The sequence below is a fragment of the Enterobacter cloacae complex sp. P27C genome (assembly GCF_014895705.1).
Classification (GTDB): Bacteria; Pseudomonadota; Gammaproteobacteria; order Enterobacterales; family Enterobacteriaceae; genus Enterobacter; species Enterobacter bugandensis.
This window is the reverse complement of the sequence record NZ_JADBQB010000004.1, coordinates 294,434-313,410: the sequence shown is the minus strand read 5'-3', so window position 1 is coordinate 313,410 and position 18,977 is coordinate 294,434. Positions and strand designations below refer to the sequence as shown.

At 57.0% G+C, this 18,977-nt stretch carries 19 protein-coding genes and 1 tRNA gene; 6 read left to right on the top strand and 14 right to left on the bottom strand.

Translation table 11 applies throughout. The features are described 5' to 3' along the window. Window position 1: 1 nt before the first annotated feature. Together radA and serB are read right to left on the bottom strand one after the other, a co-directional pair. Window positions 2-1,387 (bottom strand): DNA repair protein RadA, encoded by a 1,386-nt coding sequence (gene radA / locus IM291_RS10190; RefSeq protein WP_003856523.1) that lies wholly within the window; start codon window positions 1,385-1,387, stop codon window positions 2-4. 11 nt (window positions 1,388-1,398) lie between these two features. Continuing rightward, window positions 1,399-2,367 carry a phosphoserine phosphatase gene (serB, locus tag IM291_RS10185; RefSeq protein ID WP_028015444.1) on the bottom strand — a complete coding sequence of 323 codons (969 nt, stop codon included), beginning with the start codon at window positions 2,365-2,367 and terminating at the stop codon, window positions 1,399-1,401. 117 nt (window positions 2,368-2,484) lie between these two features. Between serB and IM291_RS10180 the strand changes: the two genes are divergently transcribed. Then, window positions 2,485-3,129 (top strand): YtjB family periplasmic protein, encoded by a 645-nt coding sequence (locus IM291_RS10180; RefSeq protein ID WP_028015443.1) that lies wholly within the window; start codon window positions 2,485-2,487, stop codon window positions 3,127-3,129. A gap of 39 nt (window positions 3,130-3,168) precedes the next feature. After that, the gene (lplA, locus tag IM291_RS10175; protein ID WP_192986804.1) at window positions 3,169-4,185 is read left to right on the top strand and encodes a lipoate--protein ligase LplA; all 1,017 of its coding nucleotides are present in this window, start codon (window positions 3,169-3,171) and stop codon (window positions 4,183-4,185) included. A gap of 85 nt (window positions 4,186-4,270) precedes the next feature. On the opposite strand, the gene deoD is transcribed toward lplA, so the two are convergent. The 4 genes from deoD to deoC all read right to left on the bottom strand — a co-directional run bounded on the left by deoD (window position 4,271) and on the right by deoC (window position 8,595). Then, window positions 4,271-4,990, bottom strand: a complete 720-nt coding sequence (gene deoD / locus IM291_RS10170; protein WP_003856538.1) for a purine-nucleoside phosphorylase — start codon at window positions 4,988-4,990, stop codon at window positions 4,271-4,273. A 125-nt stretch (window positions 4,991-5,115) separates the two neighbouring features. After that, on the bottom strand, window positions 5,116-6,339 hold the full coding sequence (deoB, locus tag IM291_RS10165; protein WP_025912138.1) for a phosphopentomutase: 1,224 nt from the start codon (window positions 6,337-6,339) through the stop codon (window positions 5,116-5,118). Window positions 6,340-6,392: 53 nt separating this feature from the next. Next, complete coding sequence (deoA, locus tag IM291_RS10160) at window positions 6,393-7,715, bottom strand: thymidine phosphorylase (RefSeq protein WP_192986803.1); 1,323 nt, start codon at window positions 7,713-7,715, stop codon at window positions 6,393-6,395. Between the two features lie 100 nt (window positions 7,716-7,815). Next, on the bottom strand, window positions 7,816-8,595 hold the full coding sequence (gene deoC / locus IM291_RS10155) for a deoxyribose-phosphate aldolase (protein WP_226840328.1): 780 nt from the start codon (window positions 8,593-8,595) through the stop codon (window positions 7,816-7,818). Window positions 8,596-8,857: 262 nt separating this feature from the next. Between deoC and IM291_RS10150 the strand changes: the two genes are divergently transcribed. After that, a complete protein-coding gene (locus IM291_RS10150; protein ID WP_192986801.1) occupies window positions 8,858-10,393 on the top strand; it encodes a YjjI family glycine radical enzyme in 1,536 nt (511 codons plus the stop codon). Next, window positions 10,368-11,228 carry a YjjW family glycine radical enzyme activase gene (locus IM291_RS10145; RefSeq protein WP_049001325.1) on the top strand — a complete coding sequence of 287 codons (861 nt, stop codon included), beginning with the start codon at window positions 10,368-10,370 and terminating at the stop codon, window positions 11,226-11,228. The genes IM291_RS10150 and IM291_RS10145 overlap by 26 nt, the downstream gene beginning before the upstream one ends. Here IM291_RS10145 and IM291_RS10140 read toward each other — a convergent pair. From IM291_RS10140 to IM291_RS10105, 8 genes are all read right to left on the bottom strand, one after another. Continuing rightward, window positions 11,223-12,005, bottom strand: coding sequence for a TatD family hydrolase (locus IM291_RS10140; protein WP_192986799.1), 783 nt, complete (start codon window positions 12,003-12,005; stop codon window positions 11,223-11,225). The two genes, IM291_RS10145 and IM291_RS10140, sit on opposite strands and share 6 nt — an antisense overlap. Further along, window positions 12,002-13,054, bottom strand: coding sequence for a patatin family protein (locus IM291_RS10135; protein WP_192986797.1), 1,053 nt, complete (start codon window positions 13,052-13,054; stop codon window positions 12,002-12,004). Before IM291_RS10135 ends, IM291_RS10140 begins: the two co-directional genes overlap by 4 nt. Before the next feature lie 120 nt (window positions 13,055-13,174). After that, a complete protein-coding gene (locus IM291_RS10130; RefSeq protein WP_003856556.1) occupies window positions 13,175-13,336 on the bottom strand; it encodes a DUF1328 domain-containing protein in 162 nt (53 codons plus the stop codon). Window positions 13,337-13,463: 127 nt separating this feature from the next. Continuing rightward, window positions 13,464-14,081, bottom strand: coding sequence for a molecular chaperone OsmY (gene osmY / locus IM291_RS10125; protein ID WP_028015434.1), 618 nt, complete (start codon window positions 14,079-14,081; stop codon window positions 13,464-13,466). A 300-nt stretch (window positions 14,082-14,381) separates the two neighbouring features. Beyond that, entirely contained in the window at window positions 14,382-15,971 is a 1,590-nt protein-coding gene (prfC, locus tag IM291_RS10120; protein WP_028015433.1) for a peptide chain release factor 3, read from the bottom strand. Window positions 15,972-16,062: 91 nt separating this feature from the next. Further along, window positions 16,063-16,740, bottom strand: coding sequence for a pyrimidine 5'-nucleotidase (gene yjjG / locus IM291_RS10115; RefSeq protein WP_041911295.1), 678 nt, complete (start codon window positions 16,738-16,740; stop codon window positions 16,063-16,065). A gap of 19 nt (window positions 16,741-16,759) precedes the next feature. Then, a complete protein-coding gene (gene rimI, locus IM291_RS10110) occupies window positions 16,760-17,203 on the bottom strand; it encodes a ribosomal protein S18-alanine N-acetyltransferase (RefSeq protein ID WP_028015431.1) in 444 nt (147 codons plus the stop codon). Continuing rightward, window positions 17,172-17,585 carry a DNA polymerase III subunit psi gene (locus tag IM291_RS10105; protein ID WP_041911296.1) on the bottom strand — a complete coding sequence of 138 codons (414 nt, stop codon included), beginning with the start codon at window positions 17,583-17,585 and terminating at the stop codon, window positions 17,172-17,174. Before IM291_RS10105 ends, rimI begins: the two co-directional genes overlap by 32 nt. A 102-nt stretch (window positions 17,586-17,687) precedes the next feature. Here IM291_RS10105 and rsmC point away from each other — a divergent pair, with 102 nt between their 5' ends. Continuing rightward, window positions 17,688-18,716: a 16S rRNA (guanine(1207)-N(2))-methyltransferase RsmC gene (gene rsmC / locus IM291_RS10100; protein ID WP_047367286.1), complete on the top strand. Its 1,029-nt coding sequence runs from the start codon at window positions 17,688-17,690 to the stop codon at window positions 18,714-18,716. A 174-nt stretch (window positions 18,717-18,890) separates the two neighbouring features. Beyond that, a tRNA-Leu gene (locus IM291_RS10095) sits at window positions 18,891-18,977 on the top strand.

The window sequence follows — 18,977 nt, the reverse complement described above, 5'->3', positions numbered from 1 at the left end:
ATTATAAGTCGTCAAAGACATTTAACGCATCTGCGAGTTTCTTAACGCCAAAGACCTGCATCCCTTCCGGGATTTTTTTCGGCACGTTAGCTGCCGGAACGATAGCCCGACGGAAGCCGTGCTTTGCCGCCTCGGAGATACGCTCCTGGCCGCTCGGCACCGGACGGATTTCGCCGGCCAGCCCTACTTCACCGAAGACGACCAGATCCTGCGGCAGCGGTCTGTCGCGCAGGCTGGAGACCATCGCCAGCAGCAGCGCCAGATCTGCGCTGGTCTCAGTGACTTTCACCCCGCCAACCACGTTGACGAACACATCCTGATCCGCCATCTGCAGCCCGCCGTGACGGTGCAGCACCGCCAGCAGGATCGCCAGGCGGTTCTGCTCCAGACCGACCGCCACGCGCCGCGGGTTACCCATCATCGAGTGATCCACCAGCGCCTGAATTTCAACCAGCAGCGGGCGCGTCCCTTCCCACAGCACCATTACCGAACTGCCGGAGGTGATCTCATCGCCGCGGCTCAGGAAGATGGCCGACGGGTTGCTGACCTCGCGCAGCCCCTGCTCGGTCATGGCAAACACGCCCAGTTCGTTCACCGCGCCGAAGCGGTTCTTGTGGCTGCGCAGGGTGCGGAAGCGGGAATCCGCGTCGCCGTCGAGCATCACCGAGCAGTCGATACAGTGTTCGAGCACCTTCGGACCCGCCAGAGAGCCATCTTTGGTAACGTGGCCGACCATCACAATCGCCACGCCGCGCGTTTTGGCAAAGCGCGTCAGGTAAGCGGCGGTCTCACGCACCTGCGCGACGCTGCCCGGCGAGGACTGGATGTCCGCCATGTGCATTACCTGGATGGAGTCGATCACCATCAGCTTCGGCTGCTCTTCTTCGGCGATCATGCAGATCTGCTCGATGCTGGTTTCCGACAGCATGTTCAGGTTACCGGTCGGCAGGCCGAGACGGTGAGCGCGCATCGCCACCTGCTGGAGGGATTCTTCACCCGTCACGTACAGGGTTTTCATCTGTTCGGCGAGCTTGCAGAGCGTTTGCAGCAGCAGGGTCGATTTCCCCGCCCCCGGGTTACCGCCGATCAGAATCGCGCTGCCCGGCACCACGCCGCCGCCCAGCACGCGGTCAAACTCTTTGAAGCCGGTGGAAAAGCGCGGTAGCGCTTCCAGGCTGATATCAGAAAGCTTTTGCACCTTCGACACGCCTGCATTGCCCGCATAGCCGCTCAGGCGCTCATTGCGGGCCACGCTCGGCGAAGCCGCCACACCACGCACTTCGGTGATGGTGTTCCAGGCATGACAGGCGCTGCATTGCCCCTGCCAGCGCGGATAATCCGCACCACATTCATTACAGACAAATGCGCGTTTTGGAGCTTTCGCCACGGTTTACCTCGTTATTTCTGATTAAGGCTGCCGGAGAGAATGCAGAACACCCCCATCAGGTCAGCGTGACGGATAGTGACTTCCGTCTTTTCATTCACTTTTGGTTTGGCATGGTAGGCAATGCCAAGGCCAGCCACTTTGATCATTGGCAGATCGTTCGCGCCGTCGCCAATGCCGACGGTCTGCTCGACCGGAATCTCATACTTTTCCGCCAGGCGCGTCAGGGTATTGGCTTTGTACTGGGCATCCACGATATCGCCGATCACCTGGCCGGTCAGCTTGCCGTCCATGATTTCCAGCTCGTTAGCGACCACCGTGGTCAGATGCAGTTTCTCGCGTAGATAATCCGCAAAGAAGGTAAAGCCACCGGAGGCGATCGCCACTTTCCAGCCGAGGGACTGGAGCTTCAGCACCAGCTGCGTCAGCCCCGGCATCAGCGGCAGCACGTCGCGCACCTGGCGCAGGATGTTAGCATCGGCCCCTTTCAGGGTCGCCACGCGCTGGCGCAGGCTGGCGGTGAAGTCCAGCTCGCCGCGCATCGCACGCTCGGTGACTTCCGCCACCAGCTCGCCACTGCCTGCCAGTTTAGCAATCTCGTCAATACATTCGATCTGAATAGCGGTAGAGTCCATGTCCATCACCAGCAGACCCGGCGTTTTCAGGTGCGGAATTTTGCCGAGAGGCGCAACGTCCAGCCCGGCGTCATGCGCCAGACGCGTGGCGCGCTGCGTCAGGGAACCCGCGAGGCGAATGACCTGGTAATCTTCCACGCACCAGGCGGCAACAATGACCATCGCCGCGCCCAGTTTGGTTTGATACTGGGTCAGGCGTTGCTTATCCAGACCGCGTCCATAGAGGAGCCAGCCGCTACGGCCAGCGTGGTAATCCAGAGGCATCACCTCATCGCCACTTAACGAGAGCGGCAATCCTGGCCATAAAGAGACATCCGTTGGCAGGTCACACCAGGTAATGTTCGGCATTAAAGCTCCTGTAATTTTGTTCGCGCCGGAAGGTTCCAGAGGGAAAATAACGCATGAGGCTACCCTGTAACCATCACTTCTGGCAACATTAAGCCCTAAATTTTCAGCAGGTGGAATATGGCTCGCGCAAAACTGAAATTCCGGCTTCATCGCGCCGTGATTGTCCTGATCTGTCTCGCACTGTTAGTCGCATTGATGCAAGGGGCATCGTGGTTTAGCCAGAATCATCAGCGGCAGCGCAACCCGCAGTTTGAAGAGCTGGCCCGTACCCTGGCGCGTCAGGTGACGCTCAACGTTGCGCCCCTGATGCGCAATGAAACGCCGGACGATAAGCGGATAGGCCAGGTCTTGCGTCAGCTCACGGAAAACAGCCGCATTCTGGATGCGGGCGTGTACGATGAAAAAGGCGACCTGATTGCCCGCGCCGGTGAGCACGTCGACGTGCGCGACAGGCTGGCGCTGGACGGCAAAAAAGCCGGAGGCTATTTCAACCAGCAGATTGTCGAACCCGTTCAGGGTAAAAATGGCCCGCTGGGGTATCTGCGCCTGACGCTGGATACCCACACCCTGCCAACAGAAGCTAAGCAGGTGGATAACACCACCAATATTCTGCGCCTGATGCTGTTACTCTCGCTGGCGATCGGCGTCGTGCTGGCGCGCACGTTGCTTCAGGGCAAGCGTACCCGCTGGCAGCAGTCGCCGTTCCTGCTGACCGCCAGCAGGTCGGTTCCCGAAGACGAAGAGAGCGAGAAGAAGGAATAGTGATAAAGTAGGCGAAAGATATGGAAAAGGAACTCTGCCATGACGACGTTACGCCTGCTTATCTCTGACTCTCACGATCCCTGGTTTAATCTCGCGGTTGAAGAGTGCATCTTCCGCCAGATGCCCGCCACCCAGCGCGTCCTGTTTCTCTGGCGTAACGCCGATACGGTGGTCATCGGCCGCGCGCAAAACCCGTGGAAAGAGTGCAACACCCGGCGTATGGAAGAGGACAACGTCCGTCTCGCACGCAGGAGCAGCGGCGGCGGCGCGGTGTTTCACGATCTGGGCAATACCTGCTTTACCTTTATGGCGGGAAAACCGGAATACGACAAAACTATCTCTACGTCTATTGTGCTCAACGCGCTCAATGCGCTCGGCGTGACGGCTGAAGCCTCGGGGCGGAACGATCTCGTGGTCAAAACGCCAGAGGGCGACCGCAAGATCTCCGGCTCCGCCTACCGCGAAACGATGGATCGCGGGTTCCACCACGGCACCCTGCTGCTGAACGCCGACCTGAGCCGTCTGGCGAACTACCTTAATCCTGATAAGAAAAAGCTCCAGGCTAAGGGCATTACCTCCGTGCGCGGACGCGTGGCGAATCTGGTGGAGCTGCTGCCGGGGATTACGCACGAGCAGATTTGCGACGCGATCCGTGAAGCGTTCTTTGTAAATTACGGCGAGCGCGTGGATGCAGAAGTGATTTCGCCGGATAAGACCCCGGATCTGCCCAACTTCGCCGAAACCTTTGCACGCCAGAGCAGCTGGGAATGGAACTTCGGCCAGGCTCCGGCGTTTTCACACCTGCTGGACGAACGTTTTACCTGGGGCGGCGTGGAGCTGCACTTTGACGTGGAGAAAGGCCACATTACCCGCACGCAGGTGTTTACGGACAGCCTCAACCCGGCACCGCTGGAAGCGCTGGCGGCCCGCTTGCAGGGCTGTTTGTATCGGGCGGATATGCTGCAGCAGGAGTGCGACGCGTTAATGGGGGATTTCCCGGAACAGGAACAAGAGTTGCGGGACTTATCGGCATGGATTGCGCAGGCAGTACGCTAGTAAAAAAGCCCGCTGGCGCTGCGCTTAGCGGGCCTGGAAAACCGTAGGCCGGGTCAGGCGAAGCCGCCACCCGGCACAACAGCTCTTACTCTTTATCGCCCAGCAGAACGGATTCCAGCGCGATTTTGATCATGTCGTTGAAGGTGGTCTGACGCTCGGCAGCGGTGGTCTGCTCGTGGGTACGGATGTGGTCAGACACGGTGCAGATGGTCAGCGCTTTCGCACCAAACTCAGCCGCCACGCCGTAGATACCGGCCGCTTCCATTTCCACGCCCAGGATGCCGTATTTTTCCATCACGTCGAACATGTCGCCTTCTGGCGAGTAGAACAGATCGGCAGAGAACAGGTTGCCCACGCGTGCGTCAACGCCCAGCGCTTTTGCCGCGTCAACCGCGTTACGCACCATGTCAAAGTCAGCGATTGCCGCAAAGTCATGATCCTTAAAGCGGATGCGGTTAACTTTAGAGTCGGTACACGCGCCCATGCCGATCACCACGTCACGCAGCTTAACGTCCATACGCACCGCACCGCAGGAGCCTACGCGGATGATTTTCTTCACGCCGAAATCGGTGATCAGCTCTTTGGTGTAGATGGAGCAGGACGGGATACCCATGCCGTGGCCCATAACGGAGATTTTGCGGCCTTTATAGGTACCGGTGAAGCCCAGCATGCCGCGAACGTTGTTCACTTCACGCACGTCTTCGAGGAAGGTTTCTGCAATGTGCTTCGCGCGCAGCGGGTCGCCCGGCATCAATACGACGTCAGCGAAATCACCCATTTCTGCATTAATGTGAGGAGTTGCCATCTTCAGTTCCTTTTACATTGTTGTTTTTGCCGGGTGGCGGCTACGCCTTACCCGGCCTACATTCTGTTCTCCCTCTACCTGTGGGAGAGGGCCGGGGTGAGGGCATCAGGCCGCACCCAATCCGTTTAGAACATGGCCTTGCCATATTCCATGTCAGACGTACCAAAGTATTTCGCCAGGGTCTGGCCGATGTCCGCGAAGGTTTCACGGTGACCGAGCGAGCCCGGCTTCACTTTCGGGCCGTACACCAGTACCGGAATGTGCTCACGGGTGTGATCGGTACCGGTCCAGGTTGGGTCACAGCCGTGGTCTGCGGTCAGGATCAGAATGTCATCTTCCCCCACCAGCTCCATCAGCTCCGGCAGACGGCGGTCAAACAGCTCCAGGCCCGCAGCATAACCGGCTACATCGCGACGGTGGCCCCAGGAGGAGTCGAAGTCCACGAAGTTGGTGAAGACAATGGTCTTATCGCCTGCTTCTTTCATCTCTTTGATAGTGGCATCGAACAGCGCATCCAGACCGGTCGCTTTCACTTTTTTAGTGATACCGCAGTTGGCATAGATATCCGCTATTTTGCCCACGGACACCACGTGACCGCCCTTCTCGTCAACCAGCTTCTGCAGCACGGTTGGCGCCGGTGGCTCAACGGCCAGGTCATGACGGTTACCGGTACGCTGGAAGTTACCCGCTTTGTCGCCGATAAACGGACGTGCGATAACGCGGCCAATGTTGTAGCCGCCTTCGGTCAGCTCTTCACGGGCGATTTCGCACAGTTCGTAGAGTTTATCCAGGCCAAACGTCTCTTCGTGGCAGGCAATCTGGAACACGGAGTCAGCAGAGGTGTAGAAAATCGGCTTGCCGGTTTTCATGTGCTCTTCGCCGAGCTGATCCAGAATCACGGTGCCGGAAGAGTGGCAGTTACCGAGGTAGCCCGGCAGGTTGGCACGCTTCACCAGCTTATCGAGCAGCTCCTGCGGGAAGCTGTTCTCGTGATCGGAGAAGTAGCCCCAGTCAAACAGCACCGGCACGCCGGCGATTTCCCAGTGACCGGACGGGGTATCTTTCCCGGAAGAGAGCTCGTGCGCCCAGGCGTAGGCGCCCACCACTTCCGCGTTGCCGTCCATACCGGCTGCGATTTTACCGGTAGAGCCTTCATGCGCTTTTACCAGCCCGAGGCGGGTCAGGTTAGGTAGAGTCAGAGGGCCTTTACGACCGTTGTCCGCTTCGCCTTTTGCACAGGCTTCCGCGATGTGACCCATGGTATCGGAACCCACGTCACCAAAACGTTCTGCATCTTCGGTTGCGCCGATGCCGAATGAGTCCAGCACCATAATAAATGCACGTTTCATAATTGTTCTCCGTACGTAGTGCTTCATAAAAATGCGATCAGATCAGTATACCGCTATTCAGTGATACGACGATAGACCGTCGGTGTGGTTTCCGGTGCTTTATCGTCAAGAGATATTGCCGCTTTCACCGCTTTCGCCGCGTCCTGCCAGCTGGCTTCGTCTTTCGCGTGGATCACTGCCAGCGGACGTTGGCCGTCGACGCTGTCGCCCAGACGGGCCATATCGGTAAAGCCGACGCTGTAATCAATGGTGTCCGATGCCTGACGACGTCCGCCACCCATAGATACAACAGCCATGCCAAGCGCGCGGGTGTCCATGGCGGAGACAAAACCTTCGCCATCCGCATAAACAGCTTTGCTGAGCATCGCGGTCGGCAGGTATTTCGCGTAGTTTTCGACGAAATCGGTCGGGCCTTTCTGCGCCGCCACCATGCGGCCAAAGATCTCCGCCGCTTTGCCGTTGTCCAGCACCGCCTGCAGTTTCGCGCGGGCTTCCGCGTCGTCTTTGGCCAGCTTGCCGGAGATGAGCATCTCCACGCACAGCGCCATGGTGACATCGAGCAGGCGCGGGTTACGGTATTCGCCTGTGAGGAACTGCACGGCTTCGCGGACTTCAACCGCGTTACCGGCGCTGGAGGCCAGCACCTGGTTCATGTCGGTCAGCAGCGCGGTGGTGCGCACGCCCGCGCCGTTGGAGACGCCAACGATCGCTTCGGCAAGCTGAGCAGAGAGTTCATAGGTCGGCATAAACGCGCCGCTGCCCACCTTCACGTCCATCACCAGCGCGTCCAGCCCTTCCGCCAGTTTTTTGGCGAGGATAGAGGCGGTGATCAGCGGGATGGAGTCTACGGTGGCGGTAATATCACGCGTCGCGTAAAAACGCTTGTCTGCCGGAGCAAGAGAGCTGGTCTGGCCGATAATCGCCACGCCAACGTCTTTAATAATGTCGCGGAAGCGATTGTCATCCGGGAAGATATCGAAGCCCGGAATGGCTTCCAGTTTGTCGAGCGTACCGCCGGTGTGGCCCAGGCCGCGCCCGGAGATCATGGGAACGTAACCGCCGCAGGCTGCCACCATAGGGCCAAGCATCAGCGAAGTCACATCACCCACGCCGCCGGTGGAGTGTTTGTCCACAATCGGGCCGTTGAGGTTGAGGCTTTTCCAGTCCAGAACGGTTCCTGAATCTCGCATCGCCATGGTCAGCGACACGCGCTCAGGCATCGACATATCGTGGAAGAAAATGGTCATCGCCAGAGCCGCAATCTGCCCTTCTGAGACGGTGTTGTCACGAATGCCGTTGATGAAGAAGCGAATTTCTTCGTCGCTTAAAGCAAGACCATCACGTTTTTTACGAATAATTTCTTGTGCGAGAAACACGGTAACCCCCATGCGGAATCGGGTGAATGGCGGCGGGTACGCTTACCCGCCCTGCGATCCTGTAGGCCGGATAAGCGAAGCGCCACCCGGCAATTCAAACTTAGTAGCTGCTTGCGCTCTTACCGTCGCCGTGACCCAGCGCCTTCAGCAGGCTGGCCAGCAGGCTGGACGCGCCGAAGCGGTAGTGGCGGGAGTCAGCCCACTCAGCGCCAAACAGTTCGTCGGCAATCGCCAGGAACTGCTGCGCGTCTTCCGCGGTACGTACGCCGCCCGCAGGTTTGAAGCCCACGGTTTTGGACACACCCATATCGCGGATAACTTCCATCATGATGCGCGCGCTTTCCGGGGTCGCATTGACCGGCACTTTACCGGTAGAGGTTTTGATGAAATCCGCACCGGCTTTGATGGAGATTTCTGACGCCTTACGAATCAGCGCCTCTTCTTTCAGCTCGCCGGTTTCGATGATCACTTTCAGCAGCACGTTTGCCGCCGCACACGCGTCTTTACAGGCTTTCACCAGGTCAAAACCGACCTGCTCGTTGCCGGCAATCAGCGCGCGGTACGGGAAGACCACGTCAACTTCGTCTGCGCCGTAGGCAATTGCCGCGCGGGTTTCCGCCAGCGCAATCTCAATGTCGTCATTGCCGTGCGGGAAGTTAGTCACGGTTGCAATGCGCACGTCCGGCGTGCCCTGCTCTTTCAGCGTTTTGCGGGCAATCGGGATAAAGCGCGGGTAGATACAGACGGCGGCGGTGTTACCCACTGGCGTTTTTGCCTGATGGCACAGGGCGATGACTTTTTCAATGGTGTCGTCATCGTTCAGGGTGGTCAGGTCCATCAGCTTCAACGCGCGCAGGCTGCTTGCAGTTAAATCGGTCATAACATTCTCCAACGGCAGTGCCGTATAAATTTTACCTTGCGGGTCTGTGAGTATTCTAACATTCACCCGCATCCACACTTCGACATTCATCACAGTTAATGAAAACTGCGTACAAATTTGCATTACTGTAATGAGATCTTCTTCAAACTTTAGCGTGCAAGTTGCTGACTAAAGCAGCGATACCCCTTGTTGGATCAAAAGCGCCGGCAGGCTGGCTTCCTACAATCCGTTCATCATCCGCAGAACATTCAAGGAAGTGAACATGCCCGACGCCCTGCAACAACGTTGCCAGCACATTGTGACAAGCCTGGTGTTAACCCCGGAGCAAAAACGTCATTTTCTGGCGCTGGAAGCGGAAAATTATCTGCCCTACCCGACGCTATCTCCGGCCGCCCGCGCCGCGCTGGACGAGGGGTTTATCTGCGACATGTACGAAGGCCATGCGCCCTACAAACCGCGCTACGTGCTGCCGGATTATGAAAAATTCCTGGCTAACGGTTCGGAATGGCTGGAGCTGGAAGGCGCGAAAGATCTTGATGACGCCCTCTCTCTCTTAACTATTCTCTACCACCATGTTCCTTCAGTGACATCAATGCCGGTCTATCTGGGGCAGCTTGATGCACTACTGAACCCGTATGTTAGAATTCTAACACAAGAAGAAATCGATAGCCGAATAAAACGTTTCTGGCGCTATCTCGACAGAACGCTGCCCGATGCGTTTATGCACGCCAACATCGGGCCCGCCGACGGCCCTGTCACCCGTGCCATTCTGCGTGCAGATGCTGAACTGAAGCAGGTTGCGCCCAATCTGACCTTTATCTACGATCCTGAGATCACCCCAGACGATTTACTGCTTGAGGTGGCAAAAAACATTTGTGAATGCAGCAAACCGCATATTTCAAACGGTCCGGTGAATGATAAAATTTTCACAAAAGGCCGTTTTGGCGTGGTGAGCTGTTACAACTCTCTGCCGCTGGCGGGCGGTGGCAGCACCCTGGTGCGCCTTAACCTCAAGGCAATCGCCGAACACAGCACATCCATTGACGATTTCTTCACCCGCTCGCTCCCGCACTACTGCCAGCAGCAAATCGCCATCATCGATGCGCGCTGCAATTTTCTGTACGGGCAATCCGGCTTCTTTGAGAATAGCTTCCTGGTGAAAGAGGGGCTGATTGATGGCGATCGGTTTGTGCCGATGTTTGGCATGTACGGTCTTGCCGAAGCGGTGAACGTACTGTGTGAGAAAGCAGGCATGGCGGGGCGTTACGGGAAAGACGAGCAGGCCAACGCGCTGGGTTATCGCATCAGCGAACAGCTTGCGGCGTTTGTTGAAAATACGCCGGTGAAGCACGGCTGGAAGCATCGCGCGATGCTGCACGCCCAGTCAGGCATCAGCTCCGATTCGGGCACCACGCCGGGGGCGCGTCTGCCGTACGGTGACGAGCCGGATCCTGTCAGTCATCTGCTGGCCTTAGCGCCGCACCATAAACACTATCATTCCGGGATCAGCGATATTTTAACGCTGGATGAGACGGTAAAACGCAATCCGCAGGCGGTGGTTCAGCTTTGCCTGGGGGCGTTCAGGGCCGGTATGCGTGAGTTCACCGCGAATGTGGCCGGTAACGATCTGGTACGCGTGACCGGCTATATGGTTCGCTTGTCGGATCTGGAGAAATACCGGGAAGCGGGTTCAAGAACGAACACCACGTGGCTGGGGGAAGAGGCCGCACGCAATACCCGTATTCTGGAACGTCAGCCGCGCGTGATAAGCCATGAACAGCAGATGCGCTTTAGTTAGTCAGGTCATCCCCTTCTCCTGCGTGGACGGGCCGGGCAGCCGCCTGGCGCTGTTCCTGCAGGGCTGTAACCTGCGCTGCAAAACCTGCCACAACCCGTGGACCATCGGGCGCTGCAACGACTGCGGGGACTGCGTGCCCCACTGCCCGCACGACGCGCTGACCATTCAGGCCGGACGCGTCTGGTGGCAGGAGAGTCACTGCCAGCAGTGCGACACCTGCCTGCGCCTGTGCCAGCAGCAGGCCACGCCCATGGCGCACCGCCTGAGCGTCGACGAGATCCTCGTTCAGGTCCGTAAATCCGCGCCCTTTATCGAAGGGATCACCGTGAGCGGCGGCGAAGCCACAACCCAACTGCCGTTTTTGATCGCCCTGTTTACCGCGATCAAAACCGATCCTGAGCTACATCATTTAACCTGCCTGGTAGACAGCAACGGTCTGCTAAGCGAAACCGGCTGGCAAAAACTGCTGCCGGTGCTGGATGGCGCAATGCTGGACCTCAAAGCGTGGGGGAATGAATATCACCGCTTCCTGACCGGACGCGAAAACCCGCAGATTAAGGAGAGCATTCGTTGGCTGGCAGACCGTCACCGTTTGACGGAGCTCCGCTTGCTGGTCATCCCGGAACAGTGTGATTATCTGGAACATATCAAACCGTTGATCGCGTTCATCCTCGAGCTGGGGAATGTTCCGGTGCGTATTAACGCGTTTCATGCACACGGGGTCTACGGCGAGGCGGCGTCATGGCGCAGCGCCACGCAGGAGGATATTGAACCGCTGGCGCGGGCGCTGGAAAAACAGAAGATAACGGTGATTCGTCCGGCGCTTTATCTATAGCGTGATACCAAAAACCGAACGGGTATTTTCGAGCAGCGCGCTGGCAATGACCTCTTCAGGTTCCTGACGCAGTTCGCACAGCACGTTAAACACCCGCGCCGCCTGTTCCGGGCGATTCGGCTGCCCCTGAAAACCATTCAGCGGCATATCGGGGGCATCCGTTTCCAGTAACAGCGCAGAGAGAGGCAGCTGCGCCATTACGTCACGGGTTTTACTGGCGCGCGGATAGGTGATGGTGCCACCGACGCCAATTTTATAGCCCAGTTCAATAAAACGCTGCGCCTGCTGCAGGCTGCCGGAAAAACCATGCACTACGCCTCTTCGCGGCAGGTCGATGCGCTTCAGGTGCATCGCCAGTTTGTCATGAGTGCGTCGGGAGTGGAGGATCACCGGCAGATCGTGACGTTTTGCCAGCCGAAGCTGCGCGTCCAGGATCGTCTGCTGGCGTTCAAACTGCGGATCTTCGCGATAGAGATCGAGGCCGATCTCGCCGATGGCGACAAGTTTCTCTCCTCCACGTTGCAGCACCCGATCCAGCTCTTCAAGATGCTCATCACGATGGCGCTCAATCACAATCGGATGCAGGCCGAGCGCGGCATAAAGCGCGGAGTATCGCGCGGAAAGCTCCAGCACGCGGGTAAAATAGGCCGCTTCAACCGACGGCACAATGATGGCCTGCACGCCGGTTTCGGCAGCTTTCGCAATGCTTTGCGCTTCATTCCCCGTAAACGGCGGGAAATCAAAGTGGCAGTGGGTATCAACAAAGCGGTGCGTCACGCCAGATCCTCGTTATCTAATAAAGCGTCATTCGCCTGCGGAATGTCCACCAGCGGCATGGTCAGGGCGTCATTGGCGACAATTGCAGGTGGCGTAATAATGCGTTTATGCCGATGCAGAGGCGGTTGCTCGGCCAGCATTTTCCCGACGGTCGCCAGGAAGTAACGCCCGCACAGCCGCCCCGTTTTGTAATCCATACGCAACGCAGGCAACCGGCTGCCCAACGCCATGCTCAGCAGCGGCTTAGGCGGATAAATTTCAAAGATGCGCAGCTTGCCCGGGGGTTTTTCAATAAAGCGCTGCATCGCGCCGTAGGTGGTTTCATGCTGCTTCGCGATGTTCACCAGCGGCTGCAGGCTGCTGTCGCCCAGCCAGCGCTCCATCCGCTTAAACCACTGGGGGGTGTAATACATTTGCGATGGAACGGTACGGATCACCACGATGGTTTTCGCCCCGCGTCGCGCGGCTTCCTGAACCGGCACCGCGTCGCTGATGCCGCCGTCCAGATAGCTGATGCCATCCAGCAGCGCGCCGGTACGATAAAAACCGGGAATAGCGCTGGAGGCGCGGATGATGTCGAGCCAGTTCTCCTTCTGCGGTGAGAAATAGCCCGGCGAATAGTCATCCCCCCGGCTGGCGCACATCCAGAATTCTTTGCCGCTAGCAAACAGGCGGGCGGCGGTATCCATGGCCAGCGGCATCTGGCTGGAGGTCGACTCCAGCAGCCAGTCGAGATCGATCAGGTTGCCGCCGCGAACGAAGCGCACCGGGTTAAAAAATTCTTTCGCCGTGGTGAAGCGCATGATCACTTTTCGCGCGTAGCCGGGCTGGTTACAGACATAGGCAGAGAGATTCTGCGCCCCGGCGGACGTGCCGAAGTAGAGGTCAAACGGGTTGAACTGCGCGCGCATAAATTCATCCAGCACGCCAGCGGTGAAAATGCCGCGCTGTCCTCCCCCCTCGCAGACAAGTGCGAGTTGACCCGCACTAAACGGTTTTAACGTCAGCGGCGCAATATTGCCGAGCGTAACGGGAATTCGTTGCCCCACCTCTGCTTTCCTGTTTTGATTATTTTATCACTCCACAGTAACGCACCCGACCTGTAACGCAAATAAGAAAAAGCCAGTCGCAGTGACTGGCTTTATTTTGTTGAAGGAATATTGCGTTTGCTACGGACGTCTACGACCCGTAAACAGGCTGACCAGGAACAGAATAATACCAACGACGAAGACAATTTTAGCTGCCCATGCCGCTGTACCTGCCAGACCACCAAAGCCCAATGCGGCGGCAATTAACGCGATAACCAGAAATATAATGCCCCAACGAAACATAAGCTTCTCCTTTACCATAGTTAATGTCGGCCGCTAAACGTGAGCGCTCAGGTCACTCACCGGCGTTTTTCCAGAGTCGTTCTTATTTAGCCCGCAGGGTTAAGCCTTACGGGCGAATGGTCCAGATTTACTTCGTTTTCAGATCGTTTTTAACGCTTTTAACACCATCAATGGCTTTCGCAATTGACTCGGCGCGTTCACTTTGCGCCTGTGAATCAACCGTACCGGAAAGCTGAACCACGCCATCGGTGGTTTCCACTTTCACCTTACGAGACGGCACGATGTCATCTGCTAACAGTTTAGCTTTGATTTCGCTGGTAGTAGCGGCATCACCGGCATAACCTTTCACCGAGGCGTTTTTACCGTCGCGAACGTGCAGTTTATCGCTCACGGATGCAACACCTTCGACACCCTTCGCCACCTTCACAGCCTGTTCGGCCTGGGCCTGGCTTTCAACAAAGCCACTCAGGGTAACGACCTTTTTGTCGGTCTTAACGGAAATATCGGTGCTCTTGATGGCTTCATCATCCACCAGTGCGGCTTTCACTTTTGCTGTGATAGAGCTGTCGTCCATGAAATTACCGACTTTATTCATAGAGCTATCGATTTTTTGCCCTGCGGTGTCGGCCGTGGACTGTGCTTTATCCATGGTGCTGCTTTCCGCCAGGGCGGAACCGCTAACCAGAACGCTACCCAGTGTTACAGCCAGCAGAGTTTTAGAAATCTTCAGTCTTGTCATATTCATCGATGTATTCCTGTGTTTTACCCGTTATTCGGGCTAAATACTTCCTTAGTAGTTTTATATATCGCGAATAAACACACGGGCGAAATGGAGAACCAATCGACATGCATTGAACAGTTAATTCATCCATGCCCGGTGCTAAACACTGAGTTAAATATAGATCACTCTCACAATGCCGCTTTCAGAATTGCGTAAAAAACGCGCGAATAGCGTGAATTTGCGGTGAATTAAGAACATTCCGCAAGGGACTAATAAGACAGGAATAAAAGAAGAGCACGGCGATTGCCGTGCTGCGGGAGGGGATTAGTGTTCGCGCGTTTTGCGGAACTGAACGTCTGGATAACGTTCCTGCGTCAGGTTCAGGTTGACCATCGTTGGCGCGATATAGGTCAGGTTGTCGCCGCCATCAAGCGCCAGCTGAATTTCGTTCTTACGCTTAAATTCTTCGAATTTCTTCACGTCAGAACACTCAACCCAGCGCGCGGTCGCCACGTTGACCGATTCGTAAATCGCTTCCACGTTGTATTCGCTCTTCAGGCGCGCAACCACCACGTCGAACTGCAGCACACCGACCGCGCCGACAATCAGATCGTTGTTGGCGATTGGACGGAACACCTGCACGGCGCCCTCTTCAGAGAGCTGAACAAGGCCTTTCAGCAGCTGTTTCTGCTTCAGCGGATCGCGCAGACGAATGCGACGGAACAGCTCCGGTGCGAAGTTCGGAATACCCGTGAACTTCATCATCTCGCCCTGGGTGAAGGTATCGCCGATCTGGATCGTACCGTGGTTGTGCAGACCGATGATGTCGCCCGGATACGCCTCTTCAACGTGCGAACGGTCGCCCGCCATAAAGGTCAGCGCGTCGGAAATCACGACATCTTTACCGATGCGCACCTGGCGCAGCTTCATGCCCTTCTCATACTTACCGGACACCACGCGCATGAAGGCCACGCGGTCGCGGTGTTTCGGGTCCATGTTGGCCTGAATTTTAAAGACGAAGCCGGTGAACTTCTCTTCCTTCGCTTCCACTTCGCGGGTGTCGGTTTTACGCGGCATCGGCTGAGGTGCCCACTCCACCAGACCGTCCAGCATGTGATCAACGCCGAAGTTACCCAGCGCGGTACCGAAGAAGACCGGGGTAATTTCGCCGCTCAGGAACAGTTCTTTGTCGAACTCGTGAGACGCACCCTTCACCAGTTCCAGCTCGTCGCGCAGCTGCGCGGCCAGCTCTTCGCCAACGGCGGCATCGAGATCCGGGTTGTCCAGACCTTTCACAATGCGCACTTCCTGAATGGTGTGGCCTTTACCGGTCTGATACAGGTAAGTTTCGTCTTTATAGAGGTGATAAACCCCTTTGAACAGCTTACCGCAGCCAATTGGCCAGGTGATTGGCGCACAGGCGATCTTCAGCTCGTTTTCCACTTCATCCATCAGCTCCATCGGATCGCGGATGTCACGGTCGAGTTTGTTCATAAAGGTGAGGATCGGCGTATCGCGCAGACGGGTAACTTCCATCAGCTTGCGGGTACGATCTTCTACACCCTTCGCGGCGTCGATCACCATCAGACAGCAGTCCACCGCCGTCAGGGTACGGTAGGTATCTTCGGAGAAGTCTTCGTGCCCCGGGGTGTCCAGCAGGTTCACCAGGCAGTCGTGATACGGGAACTGCATCACGGAGGTGGTAATCGAAATACCACGCTGCTTTTCCATCTCCATCCAGTCAGATTTTGCATGCTGGCTGGAGCCACGGCCTTTAACGGTACCCGCAGTCTGGATCGCCTGTCCGAACAGCAACACCTTCTCGGTGATGGTCGTTTTACCGGCATCCGGGTGCGAGATAATGGCAAAAGTACGGCGCTTGGCCACCTCTTGCAGATAAGGAGACAACGTCATAATTAAATCTTCTTTTATAAGCGCGGCAGCACGCCACGCATCATGGAATACAAAATTGCGGCTATTTTACCCATCAACGGGGGGCAGGCAATCATTGTTTACACAGGAGTTGCTCCAGTTCGGTCAATGACGTGACGGTCCAGGTTGGCTCGATGCCTTCAGGCTTCACGCGGCCATGCGCATTCAGCCAGACGGTCGACAAACCTGACTTCATACCGCCAAGAATATCAGACTCTGCGGTATCACCCACCATCAGCACGCGATCGCGGTCGGGATTACCGGCCTGCGCCAGCGCATAATCGAAAATTCGCGGATCCGGTTTCGGCACGCCGACCTCTTCCGAGATCACCAGTGCGTCAAAATGATCGCGCAGGCCGGTGCGCTCCAGGCGGATTTGCTGCAGCGCAGTGAAGCCGTTAGTGATGATCCCCAGTTTCACCTTGCCTTTCAACGCATTCAGCAGGGAAACCGCGCCCGGCAGGGGCGCACAGATATCGGCCATGGCGTTAAGGAAAGCCTCGTTCAGCGTCCCCGGACTGACCTTTAAGCGTTCCGCCCAGACGTCAAATCGCTGGTGCTGAAGCTGTAACGCGGTGATGGCACCGTTCTGGTAATCCACCCACAGCGGCTTGTTCACCGCCTGATAGTCCTGAAAATCTTCGGCGGTGAAGGTCACGCTATAGTCTAGAAACATCCGCTGTAGGCCGCCGAACGAGTCAAACGTAAACAGCGTTTCGTCGGCATCAAAGAAAATCCAGTCCCATTTCATCGTTACAACCTTATATTCGTTATCCAATTGGCAGAGCCATGATAATGGCGTCTTCACGTCCCTCTGCGGTGGGGTAGTAGTTACGTCGGACTGTCGCCTCGTTAAAGCCTAAGCTTTCATAGAGCGCGATGGCGGCGACATTCGACGCGCGCACCTCCAGCCACAGGGTGAAAACGTCGCGGGTTTCGAGCTCACGAATGAGATGCTCAAGCAGTTCTCTGCCCAGCCCACGGCGCTGAAACGCCGGGTCGACGGCGATGTTAAACAGCGTCGCCTCGTCAAGAACCACCTGCGTGATGGCAAACGCGGCCAGGGTGCCGTCAACGTCCAGACGGTAGTTCAGATAGCGCTCGCCCTGATTGCTGGCAAACGTTTTTTCGCTCCACGGAAAGGCGTGGGCGCGTGTTTCAATCGCGAACGCTGCGGTCAGGTCAGGCGTCGTGAGGGAAGAAATCGTGTTCATATTCGCAGATTTGTTGCCATAGCGCGCTGCGCGCCTTTGGATTGGCTTTCAGCTCGTCCAGCGCTGGTGAGCTGATTTGGCTCCCCTGAAGAGAGATGTCGTTTGTCTCTCCGATGCGCCAGCTGTTACAGCGGCTATCAGGAGGAAGCATGGCAACCCGTTCCGGCGTCAGCTGTAAGACCTGGTCGGGCGTCAGCTTCAGGCTGCGAAGGACATCACCGATCAGGGGCTCATTCAGGGCAGGCAGTTCTTCCGCCACCATCACCAGCCGAACGTGCGCGGGGATGGAGATGGCGATTTCGCCCTGCAACGCCGTCGGGCGACGCAAAGCCCACTGGGTGATGCCCAGCTGCTGCAACTGCCAGTCTCGTCGGGATGTCATAGGGATAACTCCTGTCTCTCAGGCGCGCAAATATAGCAAATGTGTCGAAAGTGCGCCATCTACCTACTATAATCCCCGCCTGAGTTTATTGAGGAACAATTCATGTCTGCATTTACCCCGGCAAGTGAAGTCTTGCTGCGTCACAGTGATGATTTCGAAGAAAGCCGTATTCTGTTTGCCGGAGATATGCAGGATGACCTGCCCGCGCGTTTCGACTGTGCTGAAAGCCGTGCCCACACCCAATACTACCACCACTGGCAGGTGCTGAGTCGCCAGATGGGCGAGCGCGCACGCTTCAGCCTGGTGGCGGAGCAGAGCGATATTGCCGACTGCGATACGCTGATCTACTACTGGCCGAAGAACAAGCCGGAAGCCCAGTTCCAGCTGATGAACCTGCTCTCCCTGCTGCCGGTTGGCTGCGATATTTTCGTGGTCGGTGAAAACCGCAGCGGTGTCCGTAGCGCCGAGCAGATGCTGGAAGCCTACGCGCCGCTGACCAAAGTCGACAGCGCACGTCGCTGCGGTCTGTATCATGGCCGTCTGGAAAAACAGACAACGTTTGATGCGCAGGCATACTGGGACGAGTACCAGCTTGACGGCCTGACCATCAAAACCCTTCCGGGTGTCTTCAGCCGTGACGCGCTGGATACGGGCAGCAAGCTGCTGCTCTCCACCCTGACGCCGCACACCAAAGGAAAAGTGCTGGACGTGGGCTGCGGCGCGGGCGTGCTTTCAACGGTGCTTGCCAGCCATTCACCAAAAGTGCGTTTAACCCTGTGTGACGTGAGCGCCCCGGCGGTAGAAGCCAGCCGCGCAACGCTTGCGGCCAACGGCATTGAAGGCGATGTGATTGCCAGCAACGTCTTCTCTGACGTCACCGGCCGCTTTGACATGATCATCTCTAACCCGCCGTTCCACGACGGGATGGAAACCAGCCTCGAAGCTGCGCAAACCCTGATCCGTGGCGCGACTCGTCACCTCAACAGCGGCGGCGAGCTGCGCATCGTGGCGAACGCCTTCCTGGCGTACCCGAAAGTGCTGGACGAAACCTTCGGCTTCCACGAAGTGATCGCCCAGACGGGCCGCTTTAAGGTCTACCGCACCGTGATGACGCGTCAGGCAAAAAAATAATTCGCCATACAATGCAGGCCGGATAAGCGCCAGCGCCATCCGGCAAGCAGGCGTCGCAATTCCGTCCATTTTTGCAGCAATCAATAAAAGGCGCGCACTTTTCTGTTGACGTAAAGCTGAAAACATCTAGAATGCGCCTCCGTGGTTACGATACTTTTACAGTATCGATGGTATGCGAAGGTGGCGGAATTGGTAGACGCGCTAGCTTCAGGTGTTAGTGTCCTTACGGATGTGGGGGTTCGAGTCCCCCCCCTCGCACCA

What these genes read in the sequence shown, in the direction of transcription:
- serB (WP_028015444.1), bottom strand. Translation starts at nt 2,367, where the DNA reads ATGCCGAACATTACCTGGTGTGACCTGCCAACGGATGTCTCTTTATGG.
- IM291_RS10180 (WP_028015443.1), top strand. Translation starts at nt 2,485, where the DNA reads ATGGCTCGCGCAAAACTGAAATTCCGGCTTCATCGCGCCGTGATTGTC.
- lplA (WP_192986804.1), top strand. Translation starts at nt 3,169, where the DNA reads ATGACGACGTTACGCCTGCTTATCTCTGACTCTCACGATCCCTGGTTT.
- deoD (WP_003856538.1), bottom strand. Translation starts at nt 4,990, where the DNA reads ATGGCAACTCCTCACATTAATGCAGAAATGGGTGATTTCGCTGACGTC.
- deoB (WP_025912138.1), bottom strand. Translation starts at nt 6,339, where the DNA reads ATGAAACGTGCATTTATTATGGTGCTGGACTCATTCGGCATCGGCGCA.
- deoC (WP_226840328.1), bottom strand. Translation starts at nt 8,595, where the DNA reads ATGACCGATTTAACTGCAAGCAGCCTGCGCGCGTTGAAGCTGATGGAC.
- IM291_RS10150 (WP_192986801.1), top strand. Translation starts at nt 8,858, where the DNA reads ATGCCCGACGCCCTGCAACAACGTTGCCAGCACATTGTGACAAGCCTG.
- IM291_RS10145 (WP_049001325.1), top strand. Translation starts at nt 10,368, where the DNA reads ATGAACAGCAGATGCGCTTTAGTTAGTCAGGTCATCCCCTTCTCCTGC.
- IM291_RS10130 (WP_003856556.1), bottom strand. Translation starts at nt 13,336, where the DNA reads ATGTTTCGTTGGGGCATTATATTTCTGGTTATCGCGTTAATTGCCGCC.
- osmY (WP_028015434.1), bottom strand. Translation starts at nt 14,081, where the DNA reads ATGAATATGACAAGACTGAAGATTTCTAAAACTCTGCTGGCTGTAACA.
- prfC (WP_028015433.1), bottom strand. Translation starts at nt 15,971, where the DNA reads ATGACGTTGTCTCCTTATCTGCAAGAGGTGGCCAAGCGCCGTACTTTT.
- yjjG (WP_041911295.1), bottom strand. Translation starts at nt 16,740, where the DNA reads ATGAAATGGGACTGGATTTTCTTTGATGCCGACGAAACGCTGTTTACG.
- rimI (WP_028015431.1), bottom strand. Translation starts at nt 17,203, where the DNA reads ATGAACACGATTTCTTCCCTCACGACGCCTGACCTGACCGCAGCGTTC.
- IM291_RS10105 (WP_041911296.1), bottom strand. Translation starts at nt 17,585, where the DNA reads ATGACATCCCGACGAGACTGGCAGTTGCAGCAGCTGGGCATCACCCAG.
- rsmC (WP_047367286.1), top strand. Translation starts at nt 17,688, where the DNA reads ATGTCTGCATTTACCCCGGCAAGTGAAGTCTTGCTGCGTCACAGTGAT.